The 24,155-nt window shown below is 67.2% G+C and carries 21 protein-coding genes; 12 read left to right on the top strand and 9 right to left on the bottom strand.

From position 1 onward, the window contains the following. Positions 1 to 2 precede the first annotated feature (2 nt). Positions 3 to 428: an HIT family protein gene (locus ACT7B3_RS16295; RefSeq protein WP_444679186.1), complete on the top strand. Its 426-nt coding sequence runs from the start codon at positions 3 to 5 to the stop codon at positions 426 to 428. On the opposite strand, the gene ACT7B3_RS16300 is transcribed toward ACT7B3_RS16295, so the two are convergent. Genes ACT7B3_RS16300 through ACT7B3_RS16315 form a run of 4 tightly spaced genes read right to left on the bottom strand, consistent with a single transcriptional unit; the run spans position 429 to position 3,148 of the window. Beyond that, entirely contained in the window at positions 429 to 1,490 is a 1,062-nt protein-coding gene (locus tag ACT7B3_RS16300; RefSeq protein ID WP_445158664.1) for a nickel/cobalt transporter, read from the bottom strand. After that, complete coding sequence (locus ACT7B3_RS16305; protein WP_444679184.1) at positions 1,481 to 2,173, bottom strand: DUF1007 family protein; 693 nt, start codon at positions 2,171 to 2,173, stop codon at positions 1,481 to 1,483. Before ACT7B3_RS16305 ends, ACT7B3_RS16300 begins: the two co-directional genes overlap by 10 nt. A gap of 19 nt (positions 2,174 to 2,192) precedes the next feature. Beyond that, positions 2,193 to 2,582 (bottom strand): hypothetical protein, encoded by a 390-nt coding sequence (locus ACT7B3_RS16310; protein ID WP_445158665.1) that lies wholly within the window; start codon positions 2,580 to 2,582, stop codon positions 2,193 to 2,195. After that, positions 2,579 to 3,148, bottom strand: coding sequence for a hypothetical protein (locus tag ACT7B3_RS16315; RefSeq protein WP_445158666.1), 570 nt, complete (start codon positions 3,146 to 3,148; stop codon positions 2,579 to 2,581). Before ACT7B3_RS16315 ends, ACT7B3_RS16310 begins: the two co-directional genes overlap by 4 nt. A 269-nt stretch (positions 3,149 to 3,417) precedes the next feature. Here ACT7B3_RS16315 and ACT7B3_RS16320 point away from each other — a divergent pair, with 269 nt between their 5' ends. Together ACT7B3_RS16320 and ACT7B3_RS16325 are read left to right on the top strand one after the other, a co-directional pair. After that, positions 3,418 to 3,891, top strand: coding sequence for a Dps family protein (locus tag ACT7B3_RS16320; RefSeq protein ID WP_444679181.1), 474 nt, complete (start codon positions 3,418 to 3,420; stop codon positions 3,889 to 3,891). A 191-nt stretch (positions 3,892 to 4,082) separates the two neighbouring features. After that, complete coding sequence (locus ACT7B3_RS16325; protein ID WP_444679180.1) at positions 4,083 to 4,646, top strand: type 1 glutamine amidotransferase domain-containing protein; 564 nt, start codon at positions 4,083 to 4,085, stop codon at positions 4,644 to 4,646. A 42-nt stretch (positions 4,647 to 4,688) separates the two neighbouring features. Here the strand turns inward: ACT7B3_RS16325 and ACT7B3_RS16330 are convergent, their stop codons facing one another. Together ACT7B3_RS16330 and ACT7B3_RS16335 are read right to left on the bottom strand one after the other, a co-directional pair. Beyond that, a complete protein-coding gene (locus ACT7B3_RS16330) occupies positions 4,689 to 6,161 on the bottom strand; it encodes an aminoacyl-histidine dipeptidase (protein ID WP_445158667.1) in 1,473 nt (490 codons plus the stop codon). A gap of 35 nt (positions 6,162 to 6,196) precedes the next feature. Beyond that, the gene (locus ACT7B3_RS16335) at positions 6,197 to 8,341 is read right to left on the bottom strand and encodes a tRNA(Met) cytidine acetyltransferase TmcA (RefSeq protein ID WP_445158668.1); all 2,145 of its coding nucleotides are present in this window, start codon (positions 8,339 to 8,341) and stop codon (positions 6,197 to 6,199) included. A 383-nt stretch (positions 8,342 to 8,724) separates the two neighbouring features. Here ACT7B3_RS16335 and dctP point away from each other — a divergent pair, with 383 nt between their 5' ends. The 4 genes from dctP to ACT7B3_RS16355 all read left to right on the top strand — a co-directional run bounded on the left by dctP (position 8,725) and on the right by ACT7B3_RS16355 (position 13,589). After that, positions 8,725 to 9,828: a TRAP transporter substrate-binding protein DctP gene (dctP, locus tag ACT7B3_RS16340; protein ID WP_445158669.1), complete on the top strand. Its 1,104-nt coding sequence runs from the start codon at positions 8,725 to 8,727 to the stop codon at positions 9,826 to 9,828. Between the two features lie 67 nt (positions 9,829 to 9,895). Further along, positions 9,896 to 10,399, top strand: coding sequence for a TRAP transporter small permease subunit (locus tag ACT7B3_RS16345; protein WP_444679175.1), 504 nt, complete (start codon positions 9,896 to 9,898; stop codon positions 10,397 to 10,399). Then, a complete protein-coding gene (locus ACT7B3_RS16350) occupies positions 10,396 to 11,733 on the top strand; it encodes a TRAP transporter large permease (protein ID WP_445158670.1) in 1,338 nt (445 codons plus the stop codon). Before ACT7B3_RS16345 ends, ACT7B3_RS16350 begins: the two co-directional genes overlap by 4 nt. A gap of 179 nt (positions 11,734 to 11,912) precedes the next feature. Continuing rightward, positions 11,913 to 13,589 (top strand): ABC transporter permease, encoded by a 1,677-nt coding sequence (locus tag ACT7B3_RS16355; RefSeq protein ID WP_445158671.1) that lies wholly within the window; start codon positions 11,913 to 11,915, stop codon positions 13,587 to 13,589. Here the strand turns inward: ACT7B3_RS16355 and ACT7B3_RS16360 are convergent. Further along, entirely contained in the window at positions 13,575 to 14,672 is a 1,098-nt protein-coding gene (locus ACT7B3_RS16360; RefSeq protein WP_445158672.1) for an ABC transporter ATP-binding protein, read from the bottom strand. The genes ACT7B3_RS16355 and ACT7B3_RS16360 overlap by 15 nt on opposite strands. Before the next feature lie 289 nt (positions 14,673 to 14,961). Between ACT7B3_RS16360 and ACT7B3_RS16365 the strand changes: the two genes are divergently transcribed. Then, positions 14,962 to 15,987: a Fe(3+) ABC transporter substrate-binding protein gene (locus ACT7B3_RS16365; RefSeq protein WP_445158673.1), complete on the top strand. Its 1,026-nt coding sequence runs from the start codon at positions 14,962 to 14,964 to the stop codon at positions 15,985 to 15,987. Positions 15,988 to 16,090: 103 nt separating this feature from the next. Here ACT7B3_RS16365 and polA read toward each other — a convergent pair whose 3' ends face one another. Continuing rightward, a complete protein-coding gene (gene polA / locus ACT7B3_RS16370; protein ID WP_445158674.1) occupies positions 16,091 to 18,886 on the bottom strand; it encodes a DNA polymerase I in 2,796 nt (931 codons plus the stop codon). A 227-nt stretch (positions 18,887 to 19,113) separates the two neighbouring features. Between polA and ACT7B3_RS16375 the strand changes: the two genes are divergently transcribed. The 3 genes from ACT7B3_RS16375 (at position 19,114) to speA (ending at position 22,400) form a co-directional block, all read left to right on the top strand. Continuing rightward, positions 19,114 to 19,410 (top strand): DUF2782 domain-containing protein, encoded by a 297-nt coding sequence (locus ACT7B3_RS16375; protein WP_445158675.1) that lies wholly within the window; start codon positions 19,114 to 19,116, stop codon positions 19,408 to 19,410. 108 nt (positions 19,411 to 19,518) lie between these two features. Then, positions 19,519 to 20,481: a homoserine kinase gene (locus ACT7B3_RS16380; protein WP_445158676.1), complete on the top strand. Its 963-nt coding sequence runs from the start codon at positions 19,519 to 19,521 to the stop codon at positions 20,479 to 20,481. Then, complete coding sequence (gene speA, locus ACT7B3_RS16385; protein ID WP_445158677.1) at positions 20,478 to 22,400, top strand: biosynthetic arginine decarboxylase; 1,923 nt, start codon at positions 20,478 to 20,480, stop codon at positions 22,398 to 22,400. Before ACT7B3_RS16380 ends, speA begins: the two co-directional genes overlap by 4 nt. Positions 22,401 to 22,505: 105 nt before the next feature. Here speA and ACT7B3_RS16390 read toward each other — a convergent pair whose 3' ends face one another. Beyond that, positions 22,506 to 23,171, bottom strand: a complete 666-nt coding sequence (locus ACT7B3_RS16390) for a fumarylacetoacetate hydrolase family protein (RefSeq protein ID WP_445158678.1) — start codon at positions 23,169 to 23,171, stop codon at positions 22,506 to 22,508. Between the two features lie 459 nt (positions 23,172 to 23,630). Here ACT7B3_RS16390 and ACT7B3_RS16395 point away from each other — a divergent pair, with 459 nt between their 5' ends. Then, positions 23,631 to 24,149, top strand: a complete 519-nt coding sequence (locus ACT7B3_RS16395; protein WP_445158679.1) for an AmiS/UreI family transporter — start codon at positions 23,631 to 23,633, stop codon at positions 24,147 to 24,149. Positions 24,150 to 24,155: the final 6 nt, after the last annotated feature.

Raw genomic sequence — 24,155 nt, forward strand, 5'->3', positions numbered from 1 at the left:
CCATGCACGATCTCGCCCTGGACGAACGCCTGGCGCAGGATAGCTACCCGGTCACCGAGCTGCCGCTGTGCCAGCTGCGGGTGATGAACGACCGCCGCTACTGCTGGCTGCTATTGATTCCACGCCGCGACCACGTAAGCGAAGTCTTCGACCTCGACGACGCCGACCAGCGCCAGCTTTGGCATGAGGCCACCCGACTCGGGGCGCTGCTCAAGGAAATGACCGACTGCGACAAGATCAACATCGCCACGCTGGGCAACGTGGTCGCCCAGCTGCATGTGCATGTCGTCGCCCGGCGGCGTGACGATCCCGCCTGGCCCGGCCCGGTGTGGGGCCACGGCCAGGCAGAGCCCTACGACCTGGATACCCTGGCCGAGGTGCGCGATCCGCTGCTGGCGCAGCTCGATGGCAGCGACCTGCTGCGCTGATCAGCCGCCCCCGAACGGCGACGGCCGGGGTGCTTCGCCGTTCGCGCTGCGCGCAGGCGGTTCCCCCAGCAGCGGAACGGAGGTGGGCTGGCTGACCCCGGTGATCGACAGCGATATACCCAGCGCGAAGATCGCCAGGCCACCGCCCAGCGCCGCCCAGCCCAGCAGGCGCCCGGCACGCTGGGCATTGTGCTGGCGCACCAGGCGGCGCTCGGCCCAGCCCCGCGCTACCACGCTGGCCAGCGCCAGGGCGGAGACCGTGAGCGCCGTGCCCAGCGCCATCACCATCACGGCAGCCACCCCCACCGCAAATTTCCCCAGCAGCGTAGCCGCGCCCAGCAGCAGCACACCCCCGCTGCAGGGGCGCATGCCGATGGCCACCACCGTGGCCAGCGCCGTACGCCAGTCGCGTGCCTGCTCCGGCGCGACGTGATGATGCCCGCCGCAGCAGTGGCCATCGTGACCATGCCCGTGTACATGCGCATGTCCGTGGGCCACCGGGGCGAACGACGTTGCCGCCACGGGCTGGAACGCGGGCGCCGATGCGGAGTAGGCCGCCGACCGGCGCAGCTGGCGAATCGCCCGCAAACACAGCCAAGCGCCCAACAGCGCCACCATCAGGAAGCTGGCCTGCTCCACCCAGACCACGCTGCCCATGGCCTGGCGGGTCACCCAGCCCAGTCCATGCACCAGCACCACGACCAGCGCGATGGCCACCAGCCCCTGCAGCAGCGAGGCGGCGAAGGAGAGCGTCAGCGCCCGGCGCAGCGCCCCGCCCTGGGACACCAGGTAGGTGGCCAGCACCGCCTTGCCGTGGCCGGGCCCGGCGGCATGGAAGACCCCGTAGCCGAAGCTGACGCCCAGCAGTGCGGCCCAGGCAGCCGGTGACGGGGTGCCCGAGAAGTTGGTAATGGCCAGGGTCAGCGCACGGTGCAGCTCACGCTGCCAGACCACCAGCTGGAAGCTCAGCGCCTGCAGCCCTCCCATCACGACCAGGTAATAGAGCAGCAGCGCCAGCAGCAGCACACCGCCCAGCAGCGCGGCTCTCAGGGTCACTCGCATGCCACCTCCCCGGTCTCGGCGAAGTAGCGGCCAAGGCCGGGCTCGGCCTCGTCGGTCACGTCGAGCATGGCGGCCGCCATGACCCGCTCCGGGTCGGGGCGGGCCGGGACGATCCGCGTGCTGCAGGCCAACGAGCCACTCACCGTCAGGGCCGTCTCCTGCGGCGTCTCGCCCTCCGCCTCGTGCACCATTTCCAGGTAATAGGTGGGATCGAAGATCTGGTAGCTCAGGCTACGCTGCGCAAGTGGCTGCGCCGAGGCCAGCGGCAGCAGGAAGACGAACTCGATGCGCCCGCCGCGTTCCATCGCGGTGTACTCGCTGACCTCGCCCAAGGCGATGCGCTCGCCGTCGAGGTGCAGCTCGGTGAAATAATCGAACGGCGCCAGGTTGCCGCGTATCTCGCCGCCAAGCTGGTCCAGGGCCGCCTCCAGGCCCTCGTCGGCGCGGCCGAGCTCCTCAAGCAGCACCAGGCTGTAGAAGGGGTCCATCCGCCAGGCCTGGTGCAGGCCCTCAAGGCGGCCTTCATCGTCGACCAGCAGCCGCACGCGCACGTCGATCCAGCCATGCGGATGGGCCAGCGCGAGGCTCGGCGGCCCCAGCAGAGCCAGCAGGCCGAGTGACAGGGCAAGCCGCTTTCCCGACCAGCGCCGGGCACAAGAAACCAGGCAGTTCCGTCTATTCATGTGTTGCCTACTCATCGTGTCACGGAGGGGCGTCGGCGAAGCCCGGAGCGAGTCCGAGCCTGACCTGGAGCGCCGCCAGCAGGGGGTCCAGCAGATGGGGCGGCAGGGCCTGCCCGCCCCGGGTGGCGCTCAGGGCGACGCGGGCCCCTTCGCCTTCGGGTATCACGCTCAGCCGCACCCGATAGCCCGGCCAGCGCGCCAGTGCGGCATCCGCCCGCCCAAGCCCCGGGTCGGCATGGCGAATGACATAGCCTTGCTCCATCAGCAGGCCAAGAGTGGCCTGCATGGCCTGCTCGGGAGGTGCGGCCAGCGAGAGCTCGCGCGTTTCGGCCGCCGGGGCGCCAGTCGCGGCGCAGCCGCTCAGCCACAGCGTCAGCAGCAGCGCCAGGGGGGCCAGCAGGGCTCTCATGGCCCCTCCCCGACCGCAGGCGCGGCCGTGGCGGTCATGACCTGACGCAGGCGCAGGCAGAAGTCGGCATCGCTGGCGCTGCGGGTCTCGCGCAGGTCGCCGCGCCAGTCGATGACCTGGATGTCACGGGTGAGGCGCACCCAGTCGGCGTCGGCCACCAGCGAGACCCGCTCCAGGCGGGTGGCATCGCGGGTGACGCTGCCGACACCGCCACCGAAGCCGATCATCAGCCCGGTGGAGAAGCCGCCGCGCCCACCGCCCACGCCCACACCGTAGCCGCCATAGAAGCCGCTGCCCTCCCAGTCGTCGTGGAAGTCGCCGTAGGCGGGCAGCACCTGGGTGCGATCGGCGCTGACCAAGCCGAGGCCCAGCGCGGTGTGGCGCACCACGAAGCCTTCGTTCTCCAGCGCCGTCAGCGCTCGCCGCACCCAGTCGGGCGCGGGCGTATCGCCCGCCTCCCAGCGGCACTCCGGCGCCGGCCGCGGTTCGGCCGCAGGCAGCACGCTGGGCGCCGCCTGGCAGCCTGCCAGCATGATCAGCCAAGGGGTGAGCCACCACAGGCGCATTGAGCCATCTCCCATCCAGGTTGCTCGAGTCTACGCACAGCGTAGAGCAGCGCAAGCGACACCGGGCGGCGCCTGCGCCTCACTCAGAGTCTCGCCAGCGCCCTGGGTTCCCGCAAGGGCGGGCCTTGAACGGCTCGCCGGCGCGGCCACCTCATGGGCTGGGCCTATGGCGGCCATGGCCAATTTTTGCTTAGCCCCCGGGCCCGGTCCGCTTACACTGGTGCCAGCTTCCCTACAATGACCGCTTCCCTACCGAAGAGGAGACAAGCATGAGTGATACCAACCCCATCGGCCTGCACAAGGGCAGCGCCAGCCAGCTGGCCGAGAAGCTCAACGTACTGCTGGCCAACTACCAGATCTTCTACATGAACGTGCGCGGCTACCATTGGAACGTGAAGGGCCCGCAGTTCTTCGAGCTGCACACCAAGTTCGAGGAGTTCTACACCGACCTGCTGACCAAGGTCGACGAGGTCGCCGAGCGCATCCTCACTCTGGGCCACCAGCCGGTGCACGCCTACAGCGACTATGTGGCCATGGCGCAGATTCAGGAAGAGAAGCACGTGTCGGACGGCGAGACCTGCGTGCGCGGCGTGCTCAAGGGGTATCAGACCCTGATTGAACTGCAGCGCGAGATCCTGGCGCTGGCCTCCGATGCCGACGACGAAGGCACCGCCGCCCAGGCCGGCGACTACATTCGCGAGCAGGAAAAGACGGTCTGGATGCTCAACGCCTACCTGGGCTGATTCGCTTTCGTAGCCGGGCCGCACCCGGCTACGGCCACATTCTGTCACACATCGTCATCGTGCCTTGACGTTTCGCAACGCTCGCCCCCTTGTGACCCGCGCCGTCCGCCACGACGCTTGAAGAAGCAGGCGAAGGCCACTCGCCACCAGGCCGGCCAAGCCGGCTCACACTGCTTGCAAGGAGGTAGCCCATGAGCGAGAAACTGAAAGGCAAGAGCGTCGCCATCCTGGCAACCGACGGCTTCGAGGAGTCGGAGCTCACCGAACCCAAGGCGGCACTGGCGCGCGAAGGCGCCACGGTGCATGTGATTGCACCGGACAAGTCGAACATTCGGGCCTGGGCCGGCAGCGACTGGGGCGAGCGCCATGCTGTCGACAGGCAGCTCGCCGACGCCAGGGTCGACGACTACGACGCCCTGGTGCTGCCCGGCGGCCTGTTCAACCCCGATACGCTGCGCCAGGACGACCAGGCGCTCGCCTTCACCCGCGGCTTCTTCGAAGCGCACAAGCCGGTCGGCGCCATCTGCCACGGCCCCTGGGTGCTGATCGACGCCGGCGTGGCCAAGGGACGCCGCATGACCTCCTACCCTTCGGTCAAGCAGGACCTGCGCAACGCCGGCGCCGAGTGGGTCGACCAGGAGGTGGTCGTCGACAGCGGGCTGGTGACCAGCCGTAAGCCCGACGACCTGGACGCCTTCTGCGCCAAGCTGGTCGAGGAAGTCGCCGAAGGCCCGCACCGCCGCCAGCGGGCCTGACCAGGGCTTGCGCGTGCCGCCCGCCCGGGCGGCACGCCGGTTTCAAGCCTGGCGGGGCGAACCGGCCAGGTCGGCCACCAGCGCTCGCAGCAGCTCCCAGAACTCCTCCACCGACGCCAGCTCCACGCGCTCGTCCGGCGAGTGCGCGCCACGGATCAGCGGGCCGAAGGAGATCATCTCGAGCCCAGGGTACTTGCCGGCCAGGATGCCGCACTCGAGCCCGGCGTGGATCACCTTCACCGCCGGATCGCTGCCCAGCCGCTGGCGATGCAGCGCACAGAAGCGCGCCAGCAGCGGGTTGCCGGGGTCGGGCGTCCAGCCGGGGTAGGCGTGCTCGACGCGGGTGCGCGCTCCAATCAGCTGGAACAGGCCACGAAAGCGCTCGGCGATATCCGCCGCGGCGCTGTCGCGCAGCGAGCGCACCAGGGCGCAGAGGTGGAAGCGCCCCTTCTCCAGCGTCACCACCCCCAGGTTGTTGGAGGTCTCGACCACGCCGGGCATCGCCTGGCTCATGCGCTCCACGCCGCAGGGGGCGGCGTGGAGCGCCGCCAGCAGCATGCTGCTGGCATGCGCGTTGAGCGCCTGCTCCGGCTGGTGCGGCTCCGCCGTCACGCACAGCGCAAGCCCCTCGTCGACGCCGCTCAGCTCGGCGCGCAGCGTCTCCTCCAGGGCGGCCACGCGGGCCTGGACGCCTGCGAACTCGGCGGCCGGAATCGCCAGGGTAGCGAAGGCCTCGCGCGGGATGGCGTTGCGCAGCGTGCCGCCGCGATAGGCCACCAGCCGGGCATCGAAGGCTTCCAGCGCCCGCAGCACGCGCACCAGCAGGCGGTTGGCATTGCCGCGCCCGCGGTGGATGTCGATCCCCGAATGGCCGCCGACCAAGCCGGTCAGCGCCAGGCTCACCGCCATTTCATCGCCGGCCAGCGCGGCGGTGGGCAGCTGCACCTCGACCACGATATCGGCGCCGCCGGCACAGCCGATGAAGACCTCGCCCCGATCCTCGGAGTCGAGATTTAGCAGCACCTGGCCTTCGAGCCAGCCTTCAGCCAGGTTGAGCGCTCCGCCCATGGAGGTTTCTTCTTCCAGGGTGAAGAGCGCCTCCAGCGGACCGTGGACCAGGCTGTCGTCCTCGAGGAGCGCCAGGGCCGCAGCCACGCCCAGGCCGTTGTCGGCACCCAGCGTGGTGTGGCGGGCATGCAGCCAGCCGTTCGCCACGTAGGTCTCGACGGGGTCACGGGTGAAGTCGTGGGGCGCATCGGCGTTGGCCTGGGCCACCATGTCGAGGTGGCCCTGCAGGATCACGCCCGGCGCCTGCTCATGCCCGGGGCTGGCCGGCTTGCGCAGCCGCAGGTTGCCGAAGGCGTCACGGTCATGGGCCAGCCCGCGGGACTCAGCCCAGCGCTCGAGCTTTTCGACCAGCTCGGCTTCATGGCCGGAAGGGCGCGGCGTGTTGCACAGCGTACGGAAATGGCGCCACAGCGGCTGAGGGTTCAGGTGTTCGAGATGCTCGTTCATGACGACTCTTCAGCAGGGTATCCGGCTTACCTTACCTAGCCGCCGCGCGCTGGGAAAGCCCGCACGATGCCTTGTGGCTCGGCCAGGTGGGCGATACCGGCACGCAGCCGATCGTGCACGTCGCGGCGCCCTTTCGCGCCCAGCCGTGCGCCCAGCCAGTCGGTATCGCGCCCCTGGAAGGCCCAGGCCACCAGCCAGGGCAGCACCGGGTCGCACTCGCCGCGCCGCGCCGCGTGTTGCAGCAGTGTCTGCAGCGCCGGGCGTGCCAGCGCCGGTTCGCGCCGCCCCCAGGCGACGTCGGCGATCGCCTCGCGGTCGACGTCGCTCAATTCGGGCGCCGGCCCTTCGCCCAGCAGAGCCGCCGCCACCCGAGGCTCCAGCCCGCGCAGTTCGAACGCCAGCAGCGCCGGCAGCAGGCGGTGGAAGCGCTCGGCCAGCCGCTCGGCCAGGGCCTTACCGCCGGCACTGGTCGGCCGCACCACCATCAGGGCGTGCTCGCCGGTAGAGGTTTCGCGCGAGAGCCCCAACCGTACCGCACGAAAACCTTGGGCCTGCCAGAAGGCGATCAGCCCCGGTTCGGCACCGAAGCTCGCCCCCAACAAATCGATGCCTTCATGCCGGGCCGCCTCGCCGGCCTCCTGCAGCAGGCGTGCACCAAGCCCCTCACGGCGCCGCGCCGGATGTACGGCAATGCGCTGAATGCGCCGCAGCCGGGCGGTCAGCGCATCGCGGCAGCCGGCATGGGCCGCCAGCGACTGCGCCAGCAGGTGCCCCGGCAGGCGGCGCTCACCGCGGGCCACCTGATCCGCCAGCCGGCTGTCGAAGCCCCCCTCGTCGCTGCAGGCCATCACACCCTGGACCTGCCCGGCCGCACTCAGGGTCGTCAGGCTCAGGTCGGGCGCGTCGAGCAGGCGGCACAGGTCGCCGGGGGTGGTGCGGTAGTGGGCCTGCACCAGCAGGCCGAACAGTGCCTGCAGGGTCGCCTCCTCACGCACCAGCTCCGCACCGCGCCACTGGCGGCAGGCCAGCGGCTCCGCGGCGTCGGCGGCGGGCGGCGGCTCGGCGTCGAGCAGCAGCAGCCGCGCCACCAGGCGTTCGAGCGGGTCGCCGGGCGCCCAGCGCACCGAGGTGTCGAGGTGCAGCTCACGCCAGTCGGGAGCCTGGCGGGCAAGACGGTCGCGGAAGCGCAGGGCAAAGCCGCGCCCCGACCCTTCGTAGCCGTGCACGGTGGTGGCAAAGGCGATGCGTGGAAATGCCGCCAGCCACTGCCCCAGCAGCGCAGCGGGAATGGCAGCGGCCTCGTCGACCAGCAGCCGCGTACCCGCCCCTCCGGCCTCGCCACACTCAACCCGGGCGGTCAACGCATCGGGGGCGACGAATACCACCCGCCCGCCGCCGGCATCGACAAAGCACGGGGGCTGCCAGGCGCCCTCGGGGCGCAGCACCGCCAGGCGTTCGAACAGGGCGGCCAGCGATTCGAGCCGCGGCGCGGTGACAAGGATCTCGCGTTCGCCAGCCTCGAGCAGCCGGGCGCAGGCGATGCCCAGCGCCGCAGTCTTGCCACGCCCGCGGTCGGCAGTGATTACCAGCGGACGGCGGCGCTTCAGCCCGACCAGCCCGCGCACCGCCTCAGCCTGGTCGGGCGTGGCGCAGTCGCCCGGCGGCGTCGATGCCGGCGGCGCCACGCCGGCGGACAGCGCAGGCAGCCGCAGGGGCGCATCGCCGTGCCAGTGCGCCACCGCTTCGGCTTCGGCTAGCCGCCGGGCAAGCCGGCGGTGGTAGGGGGTCAGCTTGGCCGCCTGCTGGGCGGCACCCTCCAGGGCCCAGCCGGGCGGCGTCAGCAGCACCAGCAGGCCGCCGGCCCGCAGCGTTCCGCTCAGGGCACCGAAGGCGTCCGCATCGAAGGGAGACGCCGCCTGGGCATCGAACACGAGCAGGTCGTGCTCCCCGCCCAGCCGGGAGCGAGCCTTGCCGGGCGGCAGCCACTGCACCGACGGCATCGTCGCGGGCGGTTGCGCTGCGATCCAGCAGGGCGAGCGCCAGCCACCGGCCTGCCACAGCGCCGCCGCCCGTCGCTCGGCCTCTTCTTCGTCGGCAGCCAGCCACAGCAGGCCGCGCCAGCCGCGAGACGCCAGCTCGCCCGCCCACTGCAGGATGTCGGCGCAAGCCCGTGGGGTCATCCACGCCCTCCCATACGCTTGGGTTGTCTTTTTTCCGGCCGACAGGGAGCAGCAACGGCGTTCCTGCCGTACCGCCTAGACTTTGGTCTTAGCCTCTGCGCTCGACACACCACCCTGCCCTGTGCCAGTTCATCACAGGTTTTCTTAAAATACAGCAACATGTTGATTTTCATTGGGCACATGGTGGTCTGACCACTTGCACGGCGGAGCGCACCAGGGTTGAACAGCGGCCCGTGCAAGATATCGCTACCGGCGGCTTGGCCATGCTAGCTTGTTCTTGCCACCGCAGGCTGCACGGTGCCGCGCCGGCTCGCCGCCATGCCGATGCAGTTCGCGGGCTGTCCTTGCCATACGCACAACAAGATCCACAACGGGAGCATGACATGACGATAAAGACAAGGTTTGCGCTGACCGGCCTGGCCGCCGGTATTGCCCTGGCGGCTTTCGCTACTTCCGCCCAGGCGCAGGAGCGCTGGACCATGACCTCCACCTGGCCCGACAATCTGGATCTGATCCAGATCGACCGCCACTGGGCGGACCTGGTCAACAAGCTGGCCGGTGACGAAGTGCGGATCGAATTCCGCGCCGGCGGCACGCTGATGCCCGCAACCGAAGTGTTCGACGCCACCGAGACCGGCAGCATCGAAGCCGCCGGCGACTGGCCCGGCTACTGGGCCGGCCGCAACCCGGCATTTTCTCCGCTGGCCACCACCACCATGCTGTTCAACGGGGTGGACTACCTGAACTGGATCCAGCAGTGGGGTGGCTTCGATCTCTACCAGGAGATTTACGGCCAGTACAACATGGTCTACCTGCCCTACGGCATCACCAACAATGAGTCCGGCTTCATGGGCCGCACGCCGATCCAGAGCCTGGCCGACCTCGACGGCAAGCGCCTGCGCCTTTCCGGGCGTGACCAGGGCCGCGTGCTCGAGCAGCTCGGCGGCTCCCAGGTCAACCTGGCCGGCGGCGAGATCTATCAGGCGGTGGAGCGCGGCGTGGTGGATGCCGCCGAATTCTCCACGCCGGGCGTCGACTACAACGCCGGCTTCGCCGAGGTGGTCGAGCATTGGAGCGTACCCGGCTGGCACCAGTCAGCCAGCGTGTTCGGGGTGATGATCAACAAGGATGCCTGGGACGCCCTCTCCGAGGAGACTCAGGAGAAGCTGAAGATCGCCGCCGATGCCACCATGGCCTGGTCGCTGGCCTGGTCGGAGCGCGGCTCCACCGAAGGCACTGAAAACTTCATCGAAGCCGGGGTGCAGATCAACCAGCTGGCCGACGAAGAGCTGGCGCGCATCCAGGAGATCACCAACCAGGTAATCGTGCGCGGCGCCTGCGAGCACCCGGACCACGCCAAGGTCTACCACTCCATGATCAGTTACCTGGAGCACTACGCTAGCTGGCGTGACATCTCGGCACCGTTCAACATGAGCCGCACCATGGACAACCTGCCGTCTCTGGAAGAGATCGAAGCCTGCCTGTAAGGCACATGCCTGCCGCCCCGGCCCCCCACTGCCGGGGCGGCTTTCGTTCCGACGTCGGAGACTTTCCATGAATGCGATTGCCAAGGCGATCGATACGCTCAACGAGCTGTTCGGGCGGCTCATCGCGCCCCTGATCGCCGTCATCACGCTGATCGTTCTCTATGACATAGCGCTGCGCTTCTTCACCGGTCGCCCCAGCGACTGGGCCTTCGACATCACCAAGATGCTGTTCGGCGCCCATTTCATGCTGATGGCCGCCTACGGCCTGCGCCATCACGCCCACGTCGAGGTCGACGTGCTCAAGCGCCTGCTCGCGCGGCGCAAGCAGGCGGTGCTCGAGATCCTCGGCTACCTGATTTTCTTCGTGCCGTTCATCTGGATGCTGCTGACGTTCGGCTGGAGCTTCTTCATGCGCTCCTACAGCCGCCTCGAGACCACCTACGGCGTGGTGTCGCTACCGGTCTATCCGGTCAAGGGCGTCATCGTGGTGGCGGCCTTCCTGATCCTGCTCCAGGCCGTTGCCATCGTGATTCGTGCCATCCAGCAGCTGCGGGAGGAGAGAGCCGCATGAACCTGAGTCCCGAACTGCTCACCCTGGTGATGTTCGGCGGGCTGCTGATTGGCCTGTTCATGGGCCATCCGCTGGCCTTCGTGCTGGGCGGCGTGGCCGTGATCGGCGCCTACCTGGGCCCCGGCGAGCGCGTGCTCGGCACCATCATCAACAATATCTACGGCAACGCCATGGACAACTACGTCCTGGTCGCCATTCCGCTGTTCGTGCTGATGGCACGCTTCCTCAACGACTCGGGCGTGACCGAGAAGATGTTCGAGGCGATGCGCCTGCTATTGGCCAACCTGCGCGGCGGCCTGGCGCTGACGGTGGTCATCGTCTCGGTGCTGCTTGCCGCCACCACCGGCATTGTCGGCGCTTCCATCGCGGTGATGGGCATGATCGCGCTGGCCCCGATGCTCAAGTACGGCTACAACAAGGAGCTCAGCACCGGGGTGATCATGGCCAGCGGCTGTCTGGGCATCCTGATTCCGCCCAGCATCATGCTGATCCTGATGGCCAGCTACTCGCCGGTGTCGGTGGGCGCACTGTTCGCCGGCGCCCTGGTGCCGGGGCTGATGCTGGGCGCCATGTACGCCCTCTATGTGCTGGTGATCTGCTTGATCAAGCCGGCATATGGCCCGGTGGTGCCCGCCGAGGAGCGTGCCGACGTCTCCACCGGCCAGCTGCTGATGATGCTGGTGAAGTACGTGCTGCCGCCGATGACGCTGATCCTGGGCGTGCTCGGGGCGCTGTTCACCGGGGTGGCCACCGCCACCGAGGCCTCGGCCATCGGCGTGGGCATCGCCTTCCTGCTGTTCCTGATCTTCGGCGACCGCAAGCTCAAGACCTGCTTCAACACCCTGATCGAGGCGAGCAAGACCACCACCATGGTGATGCTGGTGCTGGTCGGCGCCACCGCCTTCACCGGGGTGTTCTCCCGCGGCGGCGGCATGACGGTGATCAGCGACCTGGTGCTGGCGATGCCCGGCGGCACCGTGGGTGCGCTGATCCTGATGCTGTTCCTGGTGTTCCTGCTGGGGATGTTCCTCGACTGGACCGGCATCGTGCTGCTGAGCTTCCCGATCATGCTGCCGATCGTCAGCCAGATGGGCGTCGACGTGCTGTGGTTCGTGGTGATGGTGGCGGTGGTGCTGCAGACCTCGTTCCTGACCCCGCCGTTCGGCTACGCGCTGTTCTACCTGAAAGGGGTGGCGCCCAAGGGAGTGGAGATCGTCGACCTGTACAAGGCGGTGGTGCCCTTCGTGGCGCTGATCCTGCTGGCGTGCCTGCTGATGGCGTTCTTCCCGGTGCTGGTGACGGGTCTGCCTTCGACGCTGCTCGGCTACTCGTAGCTCGTAGCACACCGCCACTGCCGCCGGCCACTGGCGCCCGCATCGCTCGATGCGGGCGCCTTTTTATTGATGTCCGTCAGCTGGCCGAGCTGCAGCCAAATGCAGCAACTGATATCATTTCCAATCGTCACCGCCTCGCATTACTGCGCTGTCACCCCGGCCAGTGAAGGAGTTCTCGCTTGTTCCGACCCGCAACTACCGCGCTTGCCGGCGTGTCACGTCGACTCAGCCCCTGGACGCTGCTGATCCTCACTGTCGCCCTGTTCGTCGCCCTGCCGGTGATCGTGGTGCTGGCGCATATCTTCATGCCGACCGAGGGCGTCTGGCAGCATCTCGTCAGTACCGTGCTGGGACGCTATCTGGGCAACACCTTCTATCTGGCCGTGACGGTGGGGCTAGGCACCATGGTGATCGGCACCGGCACCGCCTGGCTGGTGGTGATGTGCCGCTTCCCCGGGCGACGGATCTTCGAATGGGCGCTGCTGCTGCCGCTCGCGGTACCCACCTACGTGATCGCCTATGCCTATACCGATTTCCTGCAGTTCTCGGGGCCGCTGCAGACCTGGCTGCGTGAGTTCTTCGAGTGGGGGCGCGGCGACTACTACTTCCCCAACATCCGCTCGCTCGGCGGTGCCGCCACGCTGATCACCCTGGTGCTCTACCCCTACGTCTACCTGCTGGCCCGGGCCGCCTTCCTCGAGCAATCGGTATGCGTGCTCGACGTCGGCCGTACCTTGGGGCGCGGACCCTGGCGACTGTTCGCCACCGTGGCCGTACCGCTGGCGCGCCCGGCCATCGTCGGCGGGGTCTCGCTGGTGTTGATGGAGACGCTCAACGAGTTCGGCGCGGTACAGTTCTTCGGCGTCGACACCTTCACTACCGGCATCTATCGCACCTGGTTCGGCCTGGGCGAACCCGTGGCCGCCGCCCAGCTAGCCGCCTGCCTGCTGCTGTTCGTGATCCTGCTGGTGCTGCTCGAACGCTGGTCGCGCGGCAAGCGCAAGTACTTCCACACCACCAACCGCTATCAGCAGCTGCCGGAGTATCGCCTGCACGGCTGGCGCGCCGCCGGCGCTTTCCTGGCCTGCGTGCTGCCGGTGCTGATCGGCTTCCTGATTCCCAGCGGCCTGCTGCTGCAGATGGCCATCGCCAAGGGCGACGCCCTGTTGGGCACTCGCTTCCTCGACTTTGCCTGGAACAGCCTGTTGCTGGCGGTGATCGCTTCGGTGGTCGCGGTGGGGCTGGCGGTGATACTGAGCTACGGCGTACGCCTGCACGACAGCCCGCTGACCCGCATCGCCACGCGGATCGCCTCGATGGGCTATGCCATTCCGGGTTCGGTGATCGCGGTGGGCATCCTGATTCCCTTCGCCTGGCTCGACAGCACCCTCAACACCTGGCTGCACGCCAATTACGGCAAGATCGTGGGGCTGATCTTCAGCGGCACGGCGTTCATCCTGGTCTACGCCTACGTGGTGCGCTTCCTGGCGGTGTCGTTCAATACGGTGGAGGCGAGCCTGGGCAAGGTAACGCCGAGCATGGACGCCGCCTCGCGCACCCTGGGTCAGACCCCGGCCGGCACGCTCAAGCGCGTGCATACGCCGATCATGCGCGGCAGCCTGATCGCCGCCGGCATCCTGGTCTTCGTCGATGTGATGAAGGAGCTGCCGGCAACCATCATCCTGCGCCCCTTCAACTTCGACACCCTGGCGGTGCGGGCCTACAGCCTGGCGTCGGACGAGCGCCTCGCCGAGGCGTCGACGGCGTCGCTGGCCATCGTCATCGTCGGCATCCTGCCGGTGATCCTGCTGAGCATGGCGATGCGCCGCTCCCGACCCGGCTCAGGCAGCCGGTGACGGGAAGACGAAGACCTGGGAGAGATCGAGGTGAATGTCCACCCGCTGCCCCTCGGCGGGCAGGAACACGCCGGGAACGCGGGCGTGCAGGTGGGCTTCGCTGCCATCCTCGCCGTGGGCGCAGATATGCAGCAGACTGCTGCGCCCGAGCAGCTTGGCCATGATCACATGGCTATAGCGGTGCTCCGGCGAAGGCTCGAAGTGCTCGGTGATGCGCAGCGCCTCGGGGCGGATCATCACCTGCGCCCGGCTTCCCTCCGCTAGCCAGCCGGCCTCCACCGACCCCACCGGGGTCTGCACCCGCCCTCCCTGCACGACGCCTTCAAGCTCGTTCACCTCACCGAAGAAAGCCACCACGAAGGGGTCGCAGGGCGCGCAGTAGAGCTCGCGCGGCGTACCCATCTGGACCACTCGTCCGTCGCGCATCAGCGCGATTCTGTCGGCCATGAACATGGCCTCCTCGGGGTCGTGAGTGACCAGCAGGGTGGCAGCGCCGACTTTCTTGAGCACGTGCAGGGTGTCGTCGCGGATGCGATCGCGCAGGCGAGCATCGAGGCTGGAGAAGGGTTCGTCGAGCAGCATCAGCTGCGGGGCCGGTGCCAGCGCGCGCGCCAGCGCCACGCGCTGCTGCTGCCCGCCGGAGAGCATGTGCGGGTAGGTGTCGGCATAGGCCGCCATGCCAAGCTGCTCGAGCAGGGCAAGGGCTCGCTCGCGGCGCTGGCGCGCCGGCTCGTGCTTCAGCCCGAAGGTGACGTTCTCGAGCACCGTGAGGTGCGGAAACAGCGCCGAGTCCTGGAAGGCCAGGCCGACATTGCGCTTCTCCGGCGGCACGTGGCGCCCCTTGGGCACGGCGATCTCGCCGCCGTTCAGGGTCACCCGGCCCTGCTGCAGGACCTCAAGCCCCGCCGCGATGCGCAGCAGGGTCGTCTTGCCGCAGCCCGAGGGCCCCAGCAGGCAGACCACCTCGCCCGGCGCCACGTCCAGGTCGACGCCCTTGACGGCAGCGAGGCTTCCGAAAGTGTGATGCACGCCTTCCATGGTCAGCGCGGAGGGCTGACGGTAGGGTGAGTGTGCAACGTCCATTGGCTTCGATTGGCTAGTCATAGGGCAGGCGACTTGGTCAAGAATGGGTAGGCCTTATCCTACCCGAAATGTCCAGCAAACACGTTTGAAATTTAATCGCATTTGCCACCTTTTCCACATTTTCTTGCTTCGGGTCAGTCCGGCGTGAGCGGCTTGCATGCGGACGCCTGGAACTCTGCGCTGGAGGCTTGACGGCCAAATCGGGAAGCGCTTCAATAGCGCTCAACGTAATACAAAGCATTATCATTAACTCGACTCACCCACTCCATCAGGTCCGCGAGGTCACTCCATGCGTCATCATCGTCTCGTCGCTCCGCTCGCCGCCGTACTGGCCGGCTCGGCCTTTGCCACTACCGTAGCAGCCAACGAGGTCAACCTCTACTCGGCACGCCACTACGATGTCGACGAGCAGCTCTACCAGGCCTTCACCGAGCGGACCGGAATCAAGATCAACCTGCTGGAAGGCGACTCCGATCAGCTGATCGAGCGCATCCAGCGCGAGGGCGTGGCCAGCCCCGCCGACGTGATGATCACCGTCGACGCTGGCCGCCTGTGGCGCGCCGAGCAGGAAGGCATCTTCCAGGGCGTCGAATCCGAGGTGCTCGCCGAGCGCCTGCCGGAATCCATGCGACACCCGGAAGGCAAGTGGTTCGGCTTCAGCCAGCGCGTGCGGGCGATCTTCTACAACCCGGAGAACGTCGACCCCAGCGAGATCAGCACGTACGAGGATCTGACCGATCCGCGCTGGCAGGGCGAGGTGTGCATTCGCTCGTCGAACAACATCTACAACCAGTCGCTGATGGCCGCCATGATCGAGCACCACGGCGTGGAAGGCGCCGAGGAGTGGGCCAAGGGCATCGTCAACAACCTGGCACGCCAGCCCGAGGGCGGCGACACCGACCAGATTCGCGCCGTCGCCGCCGGCGAGTGCGACCTGGCCGTGGCCAACCACTACTACTACGTACGCCTGATCAATTCCGATAACGAGGCCGACCGCGAGGTCGCGGCCAAGGTCGGCATCCTGTTCCCCAACCAGGATGACCGCGGCATCCACGTCAACGTCGGCGGCGCCGGCGTCGTCGCCACGGCACCGAACCGCGAGAATGCGATCCGCTTCCTCGAGTTCCTGGCCTCCGACGAGGCGCAGGAGATCTTCGCTGCCGGCAACTACGAGTACCCGGTGGTCAGCGGCGTGAACATGGACGAGACGCTCAAGTCCTGGGGCGAACTGAAGATGGACGAGCTCAACATCAGCATCCTGGGCGAGAACAACCCGGAGGCGGTACGCGTCTCCGACCGCGCCGGCTGGCGCTAAGCCTTAGCCGGCAAGCCTGAAACGAAAACGCCACCGCAGCCGCGGTGGCGTTTTTTATTGAACTAGCATGGGGAAGGAGAGAGCAGCGTCACAAGCGGAAGGGCTAGTGGGCTTCGTCCCAGTTCACTCCACTCTCGGCCTCGACGATCAGCGGCACGCTGAGTTCGGCGGCAGCCTGCATGCGCGCCTTCACTTCACCGATAAACTCATCGACCTGCCCCTCCGCCACCTCGAACACCAGCTCGTCGTGGACCTGCATGACCATGCAGGCATCGAAGGCGCTCTCCTGCAGCCAGCCGTCGACCTCGATCATGGCACGCTTGATGATGTCCGCCGCGGTACCCTGCATCGGCGCGTTGATCGCGGTGCGCTCGGCGCCCTGGCGCCGGGCGCGGTTTTGCGAGCGGATCTCCGGCAGGTAGAGACGCCGACCGAACACGGTTTCGACGAAGCCGTCCTCGGCGGCCTGGGCGCGAATGCGGTCCATGTAGCGGGCCACGCCGGGGTAGCGGTCGAAGTAGCGGTCGATATAGGTCTGTGCCTGGTTGCGCTCAATGTGCAGCTGCTTGCCCAGGCCCCAGGCGCTCATGCCGTAGATCAGCCCGAAGTTGATCGCCTTGGCGCTGCGCCGCTGCTCGCCCGAGACCCTCTCCAGCGCCACGCCAAACACTTCTGCGGCGGTGGCGGTGTGGATGTCGCGCCCTTCGGCGAAGGCGGTGAGCAGCCCCGCGTCCTCGGACAGATGCGCCATGATGCGCAGCTCGATCTGCGAGTAGTCGGCGGCGACGATGCGGTAGCCGGGCCGGGCGATGAAGGCCTGGCGAATTCTGCGCCCCTCCTCGGTGCGGATGGGAATATTCTGCAGGTTGGGGTCGCTCGACGACAGTCGCCCGGTGGCGGTGACCGCCTGGTGATAGCTGGTGTGCAGCCGGCCGGTGCGCCTGTTGACCAGCCGCGGCAATTTGTCGGTATAGGTCGACTTGAGCTTGGCCAGGCCGCGATGCGCCATGATCACCTTGGGCAGCGGGTAGTCCAGCGCCAGTTCCTCGAGCACCGCCTCGGCGGTGGAGGGCGCTCCCTTGGGCGTCTTCTTGAGCACCGGGATCTTCTGCTCCTCGAACAGGATCTCGCCGAGCTGCTTGGGTGAGCCGAGGTTGAACTCGCGCCCGGCCAGCTCGAAAGCGCGACTCTCCAGCTCGCGGATACGCTCGGCCAGCTCGCGGCTCTGGGCATGCAGGCGCTCCGGGTCGATCGCCACGCCGGTACGCTCGATGCGCGACAACACCGGGATCAGCGGCCGCTCGAGGGTGTCCAGCACCTCGGCCAGGCGCCCCTCTGCCTCGATGCGCGGGCGCAGCGCACAGTGCAGCCGCAGGGTCACGTCGACGTCCTCGCAGGCGTAGGGCACGGCCTGTTCGAAGGCGATCTGGTTGAAGGTGAGCTGGCCCGCCCCCTTGCCGGCGATCTCCTCGAAGCTCACCGTCTTGTGCCCGAGGTACTTCAGCGCCAGTGAATCCATATCGTGGCGGGTGGCAGTGGAGTTGAGCACGTAGGATTCGAGCATGGTGTCGGTCAGCGGCCCGCGCACCTGGATGTCATAGTTGGCCAGCACCGAGATGTCGTACTTGAGGTTCTGGCCGATCTTGCCGCGGCAGGGGTCCTCCAGCAGCGGCTTTAGGGCGGCGAGCACCGCAGCTCGGTCGAGCTGGTCGGGCACGTCGAGATAGTCGTGGGCCAGCGGCACGTAGGCCGCCTCGCCAGGCGCGAGCGCCAGCCCCACGCCGACGATCTCGGCGTCCATGTAGTTGAGGCTGTTGGTCTCGAGGTCGAAGCAGAAGGCCTCGCATTTACCTAGCCGCGCCAGCCACTCGTCGAGTTCGGCCTGGGTCAGTATCAGGTGGTTGTGGCACAGCGGCACGCCGGCCGGCACATCGTCGCCCGCAGCCTGCGAGACCATCGGCGGGCTATCGGCCGATGCGCCGGGGGCCGTACCGCCGGCCACGTCGTCGACGCCTTCGTCACGCCCTTCGAGCAGCTCCGACAGCCAGGCCTTGAATTCGAGCTCGGCATAGAGCCGCTTGAGCGCCTCGCGGTCGGGGTGGGCAATGTCGAGGTCGTCGAGTCCCACCGGCAGCTCACAGTCGGTCTTGATCGTCGCCAGCTGGTAGGAGAGATAGGCCATCTCGCGATGCTCCTCCAGCTTCTTGGGCAGCGTCTTGGCACCGCGAAAGTCGAGCGTCTTGACTCGCTCCAGGTCGGCGTAGATGGCATCGAGCCCACCGCCGATGCCTTGCAGCAGGCCCAGCGCGGTCTTCTCGCCCACCCCCGGCACCCCGGGGATGTTGTCGACCTTGTCGCCCATCAGCGCCAGGAAGTCGATGATCAGCGCCGGTGGCAGGCCGAACTTCGCCTCGACCCCGGCCACGTCTAGAGTCTCGTCCTTCATGGTGTTGACCAGGGTGATGTGCGCATTCACCAGTTGCGCCATGTCCTTGTCGCCGGTGGAGATCACCGCGTCGCGGCCGGCCTCGGTGGCAAGCCGTGCCAGGGTACCGATCACGTCGTCGGCCTCCACGCCCTCGACGCACAGCAGCGGCAGGCCCAGCGCACGCACGCAGGCGTAAAGCGGCTCCACCTGGCTGCGCAGGTCGTCTGGCATCGGCGGACGCTGCGCCTTGTACTGCTCGAAAAGCTCATCCCGGAAGGTCTTGCCCTTGGCGTCGAAAACCACCGCCATGGGGCTGTCGGGGTAGTCCTTGATCAGCCGCTTGAGCATGTTGAGCACGCCCTTGATCGCACCGGTGGGCTGGCCGCTGGAAGTGGTCAGCGGCGGCAGGGCATGGAAGGCGCGGTAGAGATAGGACGAACCGTCGACGAGAACGATAGGCGTGTCGGCCATGTATCGGGCATCCGTTGGGTCTGTGCAAGAAAATGTGATCCTGATCAGCCATGATACGCATTGCGCATCGCAAATGCCGCCATCGATGGGATCGTGCTGTCCAACGGCATACACTGGGAGGCATTGGCCCGGCGGGCTGATGAAACTCTCGCGGACGAACGCTTCGTGAGGGGATCAGGCCAGCGCCTGCCGGTGTCACGATCGCCGCATGGTCTTCGGAGGCCAACATGAACGCCTATCCTCGCATTCTGGCTGTCACCCTGCTTGCCCTCGGGCTTGGCCTGGCATCGACCGCACCCGCCCTGGCCCAGAGCTCGACCGATATCACGCCCGATATCACCATTCGCCAGGAGCAGGACCGCACCATCCGCGAATACCGGGTCAACGGCCAGCTCTACGCCATCGAGATACGCCCAAGCCAAGGGCCCGGCTATTTCCTCGTCGACCACGACGGTGACGGCAATTTCGTGCGTCAGGAGGGTGATCGAGTGGCGGTGCCGCACTGGGTGCTGATCCGCTGGTGAGCCCCGGCACCGTCTGGCGGTTCCAGGTACGTCGAAACATGTCCACGGGCGTGCATCGATGAGCCAAGTCGCTACAATAGGCGGCTTGGCAACCTGGGCGAGAGACACATGGCCGTATTCACCCCGTTGAGCGACGCACAGGTCGCGGAGTTTCTCAGGCGTTTCGATGTCGGCAGCCTGGTGTCCCTGCAGGGGGTCGCCGGCGGCACCGAGAACAGCACCTTCTTCATCACCACTGACCGGCGCGAGCTGGTGCTGACCCTATTCGAGCAGGGCGAGCACGAGGAGCTGCCGTTCTTCGTCGAACTGCTCGACTATCTCGACGAGCACCGCCTGCCGGTGCCGGGGCCGGTGCATGACCGGGAAGGCGTCGCCCTGCACAGCCTGGCTGGCAAGCCCTCACTGCTGTTCCCGCGCCTGCCCGGCAAGCACCCCATGGCGCCCAGCCTGGCGCAGTGCCGCATCCTGGGAGACACCCTCGGCCGCCTGCACCTGGTCTCGCAGCACTTCCCCGGACATCGCCCCAATCCGCGTGACCTGAACTGGCTGACGGCCATGCATCACAAGGTGCTGGGCTACCTCTCGCCCGAGGACCAGGCCCTGATGAAGGACGAGGTGGAGCTCTACCAGGAGGTGTTCGGCAGCGCCCCCGAGCTGCCCCAGGGCGCGCTACACGGCGACCTGTTCCGCGACAACACCCTGTTCGAGGATGACCGCCTGGGCGGCATCATCGACTTCTATAACGGCTGCACCGGCGACCTGCTGTTCGACCTGGCCATCGTGATCAACGACTGGGCCTCCGGCCCCGACGGCCGCCTCGACCCCGCGCGACACGACACGCTGCTGAGCGCCTACCAGGCACGCCGGCCGCTGACCAGCGCCGAGCGCGAGGCATGGCCGACGATGCTGCGCATGACCGCCCTGCGCTACTGGCTGTCGCGGCTGCTGGTGGTCTACGTGGACCCGCCGGCCCACGACCTGACCCCCCACGACCCGGCGCAGTTCCATACCATCCTCACGGCACGCCTGCACCACGGCGCCCTGCCCCTGCCCGAAGCGAGTCACACATGAGCCTAACCACGGGAACGACCAATGGTCCTGCCCAGCGTGCGCGCCGCACCTGGAACATCGACCAGTGGGGGAGCGGATACTTCGACGTCGATGACAGTGGCCATGCCCTGGTTCGCCCCCTTGGCAGCGAAGCCGAAGGGCCGGCCCTGCCGCTCGCCCCGCTGGTGGACCAGCTGCGCGAAGCCGGCCTGCGCCTGCCGGTACTGGTACGCTTCAGCGACATCCTCCATGACCGCGTCGAGCAGCTGTGCGACGCCTTCGATCTGGCCATGCGCGAAGAAGAGTACGAGGGTGGCTATACCGCCGTGTACCCGATCAAGGTCAACCAGCAGCGCCGCGTGGTCGAGGAGATCCTCGCCACCCGCGAGCGCGGCCACGGCCGGGTCGGCCTCGAAGCCGGCAGCAAACCGGAGCTGCTCGCCGTGCTGGCACTCTCCGGCGACGGCCCCTCGTTGATCGTCTGCAACGGCTACAAGGACCGCGAGTACATCCGCCTGGCGCTGATGGGCGAGAAGCTCGGCCATCGCGTCTACCTGGTGGTGGAAAAGTTCTCTGAGCTGCCGCTGATCCTCGAGGAGGCCGAGAATCTCGGCGTCACCCCGCGTATCGGCCTGCGTGCCCGCCTGGCCTCGGTGGGCATGGGCAAGTGGCAGGACACCGGCGGCGAGAAGTCCAAGTTCGGTCTCACCGCCAGCCAGATGCTCGCCGTGGTGGAGCGCCTGCGCGAGGCCGGTTCGCTGGCCAGCCTGCAGCTGGTGCATTTCCACCTGGGCTCGCAGATCGCCAACATCCGCGACATCCAGTTCGGCCTGCGTGAATGCGCCCGCTTCTACCAGAGCCTGCTGAGCCTGGGCGCGCCCATCGATACCGTTGACGTCGGCGGCGGCCTGGGCATCGACTACGAAGGCACTCGCTCGCGCAGCTTCTGCTCGATCAACTATTCCATGCGCGAGTATGCGCGCAACGTGGTCAGCGCTTTCGCCCAGGCCTGCAGCGAGGCAGAGATCCCCCACCCGCATTTGATCAGCGAGTCAGGGCGAGCCCTGACCGCCCACCATGCGGTGCTGATCGCCAACGTGATCGGCGAGGAGCGGGTCAACGACGAGGCGCCTGCACGCCAGGCCGAGGACGACCCCCAGCTCGACGAGCTATGGCGGGTTCATGACCTGGTGCAGGGAGAAGTGGAGCCGCGCGAGCTGGTCGAGGCCTGGCACGACCTGCTGCAGGCAGTCAGCGAACTGCACGACCGCTTCATCATGGGGCTGGCCGACATCACCGTGCGCGCCGAGGCCGAGGGCGTCTACTTCGCCGCCTGCGCGCGCCTGCGCGAACGGCTCGACAGCCGCAATCGGGCCCACCGGGAGATCATCGACGAGCTGGCGGAAAAGCTCGCCGACAAGCTGTTCGTCAACTTCTCGCTGTTCCAGTCGGTGCCCGATGTCTGGGGCATCGACCAGATATTCCCCGTACTGCCGCTGACGGGCCTGCACCGCGAGCCGACTCGCCGCGGCGTGATCCAGGACATCACCTGCGACAGCGATGGCCGCATCGACGGCTACGTCGACGGCCAGGGCGTGGAGACCACCCTGCCCCTGCCGGAGTGGCACGAGGACGAGGAGCGCCTGCTGGGCTTCTTCCTGGTCGGCGCCTACCAGGAGATACTCGGCGACCTGCACAATCTGTTCGGCGATACCGATTCAGTGGACGCCGCCCTGGGGGAAGACGGCCAGTGGGTGCTGAGCCACGCCCAGCAGGGCGACCGGGTGGCCGACGTGCTGGCCTATGTCAACTTCGACGCCAAGGTACTGCGCGACCGGCTCGCCGGCCAGCTGGCCGACAGCGGCCTGCCGGCCGAAGAGCAGGCGCATTTCCTCGACGACCTTTCGGCCGGGCTGCAGGGCTACACCTACCTGGAATGAGGCGAGCCCCAAGATGAGAAACGCCCCTTCGGCCTGGCCGAAGGGGCGTTTTCTGTCTGGACCAGCCGGCGACTCACCCAAGCCTGAGAGAAACGCGCCTGGGCCTCACTCGCTGACCTGGCCGGTCACTTCCAGCCCGCCGGTCAGGGTCAGGCGCAGCTTGGCGCCACGAGGCAGCTCGCCCACGCCCTGCGGCGTGCCGGTCAGGATCACATCGCCCGGCTCGAGGGTAAAGTGCTGGCTCATCTCCGACACCAGCATGGGAATAGGGAACAGCATGTCGGAACCCTCCCCGTGCTGGCGCAGCTCCCCGTCGATCTCCAGCTCGAAGCTCAGCGCATTCCAGTTGGGGACGCGACTCAGCGGGAGAAAGTCCGATAGCGGGCAGGCCCCGTCGAACGCCTTGGCGATTTCCCAGGGATGCCCTTTCTCCTTCAGGCGGGTCTGCACGTCGCGCAGGGTGAGATCCAGCGCCAGGCCGATGCCGACGATGGCGCGCTCGGCTTCGTCCGTGGTGGCGTGGGTCAGCGTTGCGCCGATCAGCAGCGCCAGCTCCGCCTCGTAATGCACTTCGCCCCGCGAGAAAGGGGCCTCCAGGGGCTCATCGAAGCGCACCGCGCTGGTGGCCGGCTTGATGAACAGCAGCGGCTCGCTGGGCACCGGATTATCCAGCTCCTTGGCATGATCGGCATAGTTGCGGCCAATGCACACGATCTTGCCGAGCGAATGGGGAAACGCCTGGCCATCGGTGAAACGGGGAACAAAGCGCATGGCGGATCTTCTCCTTCTCGTTATGCGTGCCGCTTTCCAACGACAAGCCTCACAGTCTACCGCACCATGCGCCCTGTTCCACCTCTTCCGCCCACCTGCGGCAGCCGACCGCTCGGCAGGCAACGGGCACATGGTGCCGCCTAGGCCAGGCAGCGCTGTAGGCGGCCTTCACGCTCATAACCTGAATGCCCTCTCACTTTGTCGAGGGAGGCGACATAAATTGTATACAATAAAAGTCGATTTCCTGTACATTCTTGCTTTACCCTAGCCCTTAGAGCAAGCCGCCTACGACAACGGCGCTTCGGCTGCCAGCCACACTGGGAGCACGGAGGCACGCAAAGGGCGAGGAAAGAGCACGACAAGACCGATCTAATCGTAAGAGGTAGCAGTACGGACGGAACAAACTAACAACGACATTGAGAACACAAGTAATTCAAAGAACAACTCGAAGGATGCGTCATGCTGCTGGGTCTGACTCTGCTCTACGTGGGAGCCGTGCTTTTTGTGAATGGCATATGGCTTTGCAACAGGATCGCCAACAAGGAAGTCGCCGTGCTGAACTTTCTGGTGGGCTTTCTCAGCTTTTTAATCGCCTGCTACCTCGTCTTCCATGACCCCCAGGATGCTCGCGCCATCAGCACCGGCGCCTTCACCTTCCTGTTTGCCTTCACCTACCTGTGGGTCGGCACCAACCAATTCCTCGACGCCGATGGCAGCGGCCTGGGGTGGTTCTGTCTATTTGTCAGCATCACGGCGCTGGCTGTCGGTCTCTCCACGCTCGATGGCCTGGGGGCGAATTTCGGGTTGTGGAACCTGTTCAACTGGCTCGCCTGGGCGGCGCTCTGGTTTAGCTTTTTTATTCTGCTGGCTCTCAAGAAGGATGTGCAGAAAAGGGTGGGGGGCTATACGCTATTTTGCGCCATCTTCACCGGCTGGATTCCCGGGCTACTGATTCTGAATGGCTATATCGCCATGTAATGATAC

The sequence above is a fragment of the Halomonas sp. E14 genome, assembly GCF_052568415.1.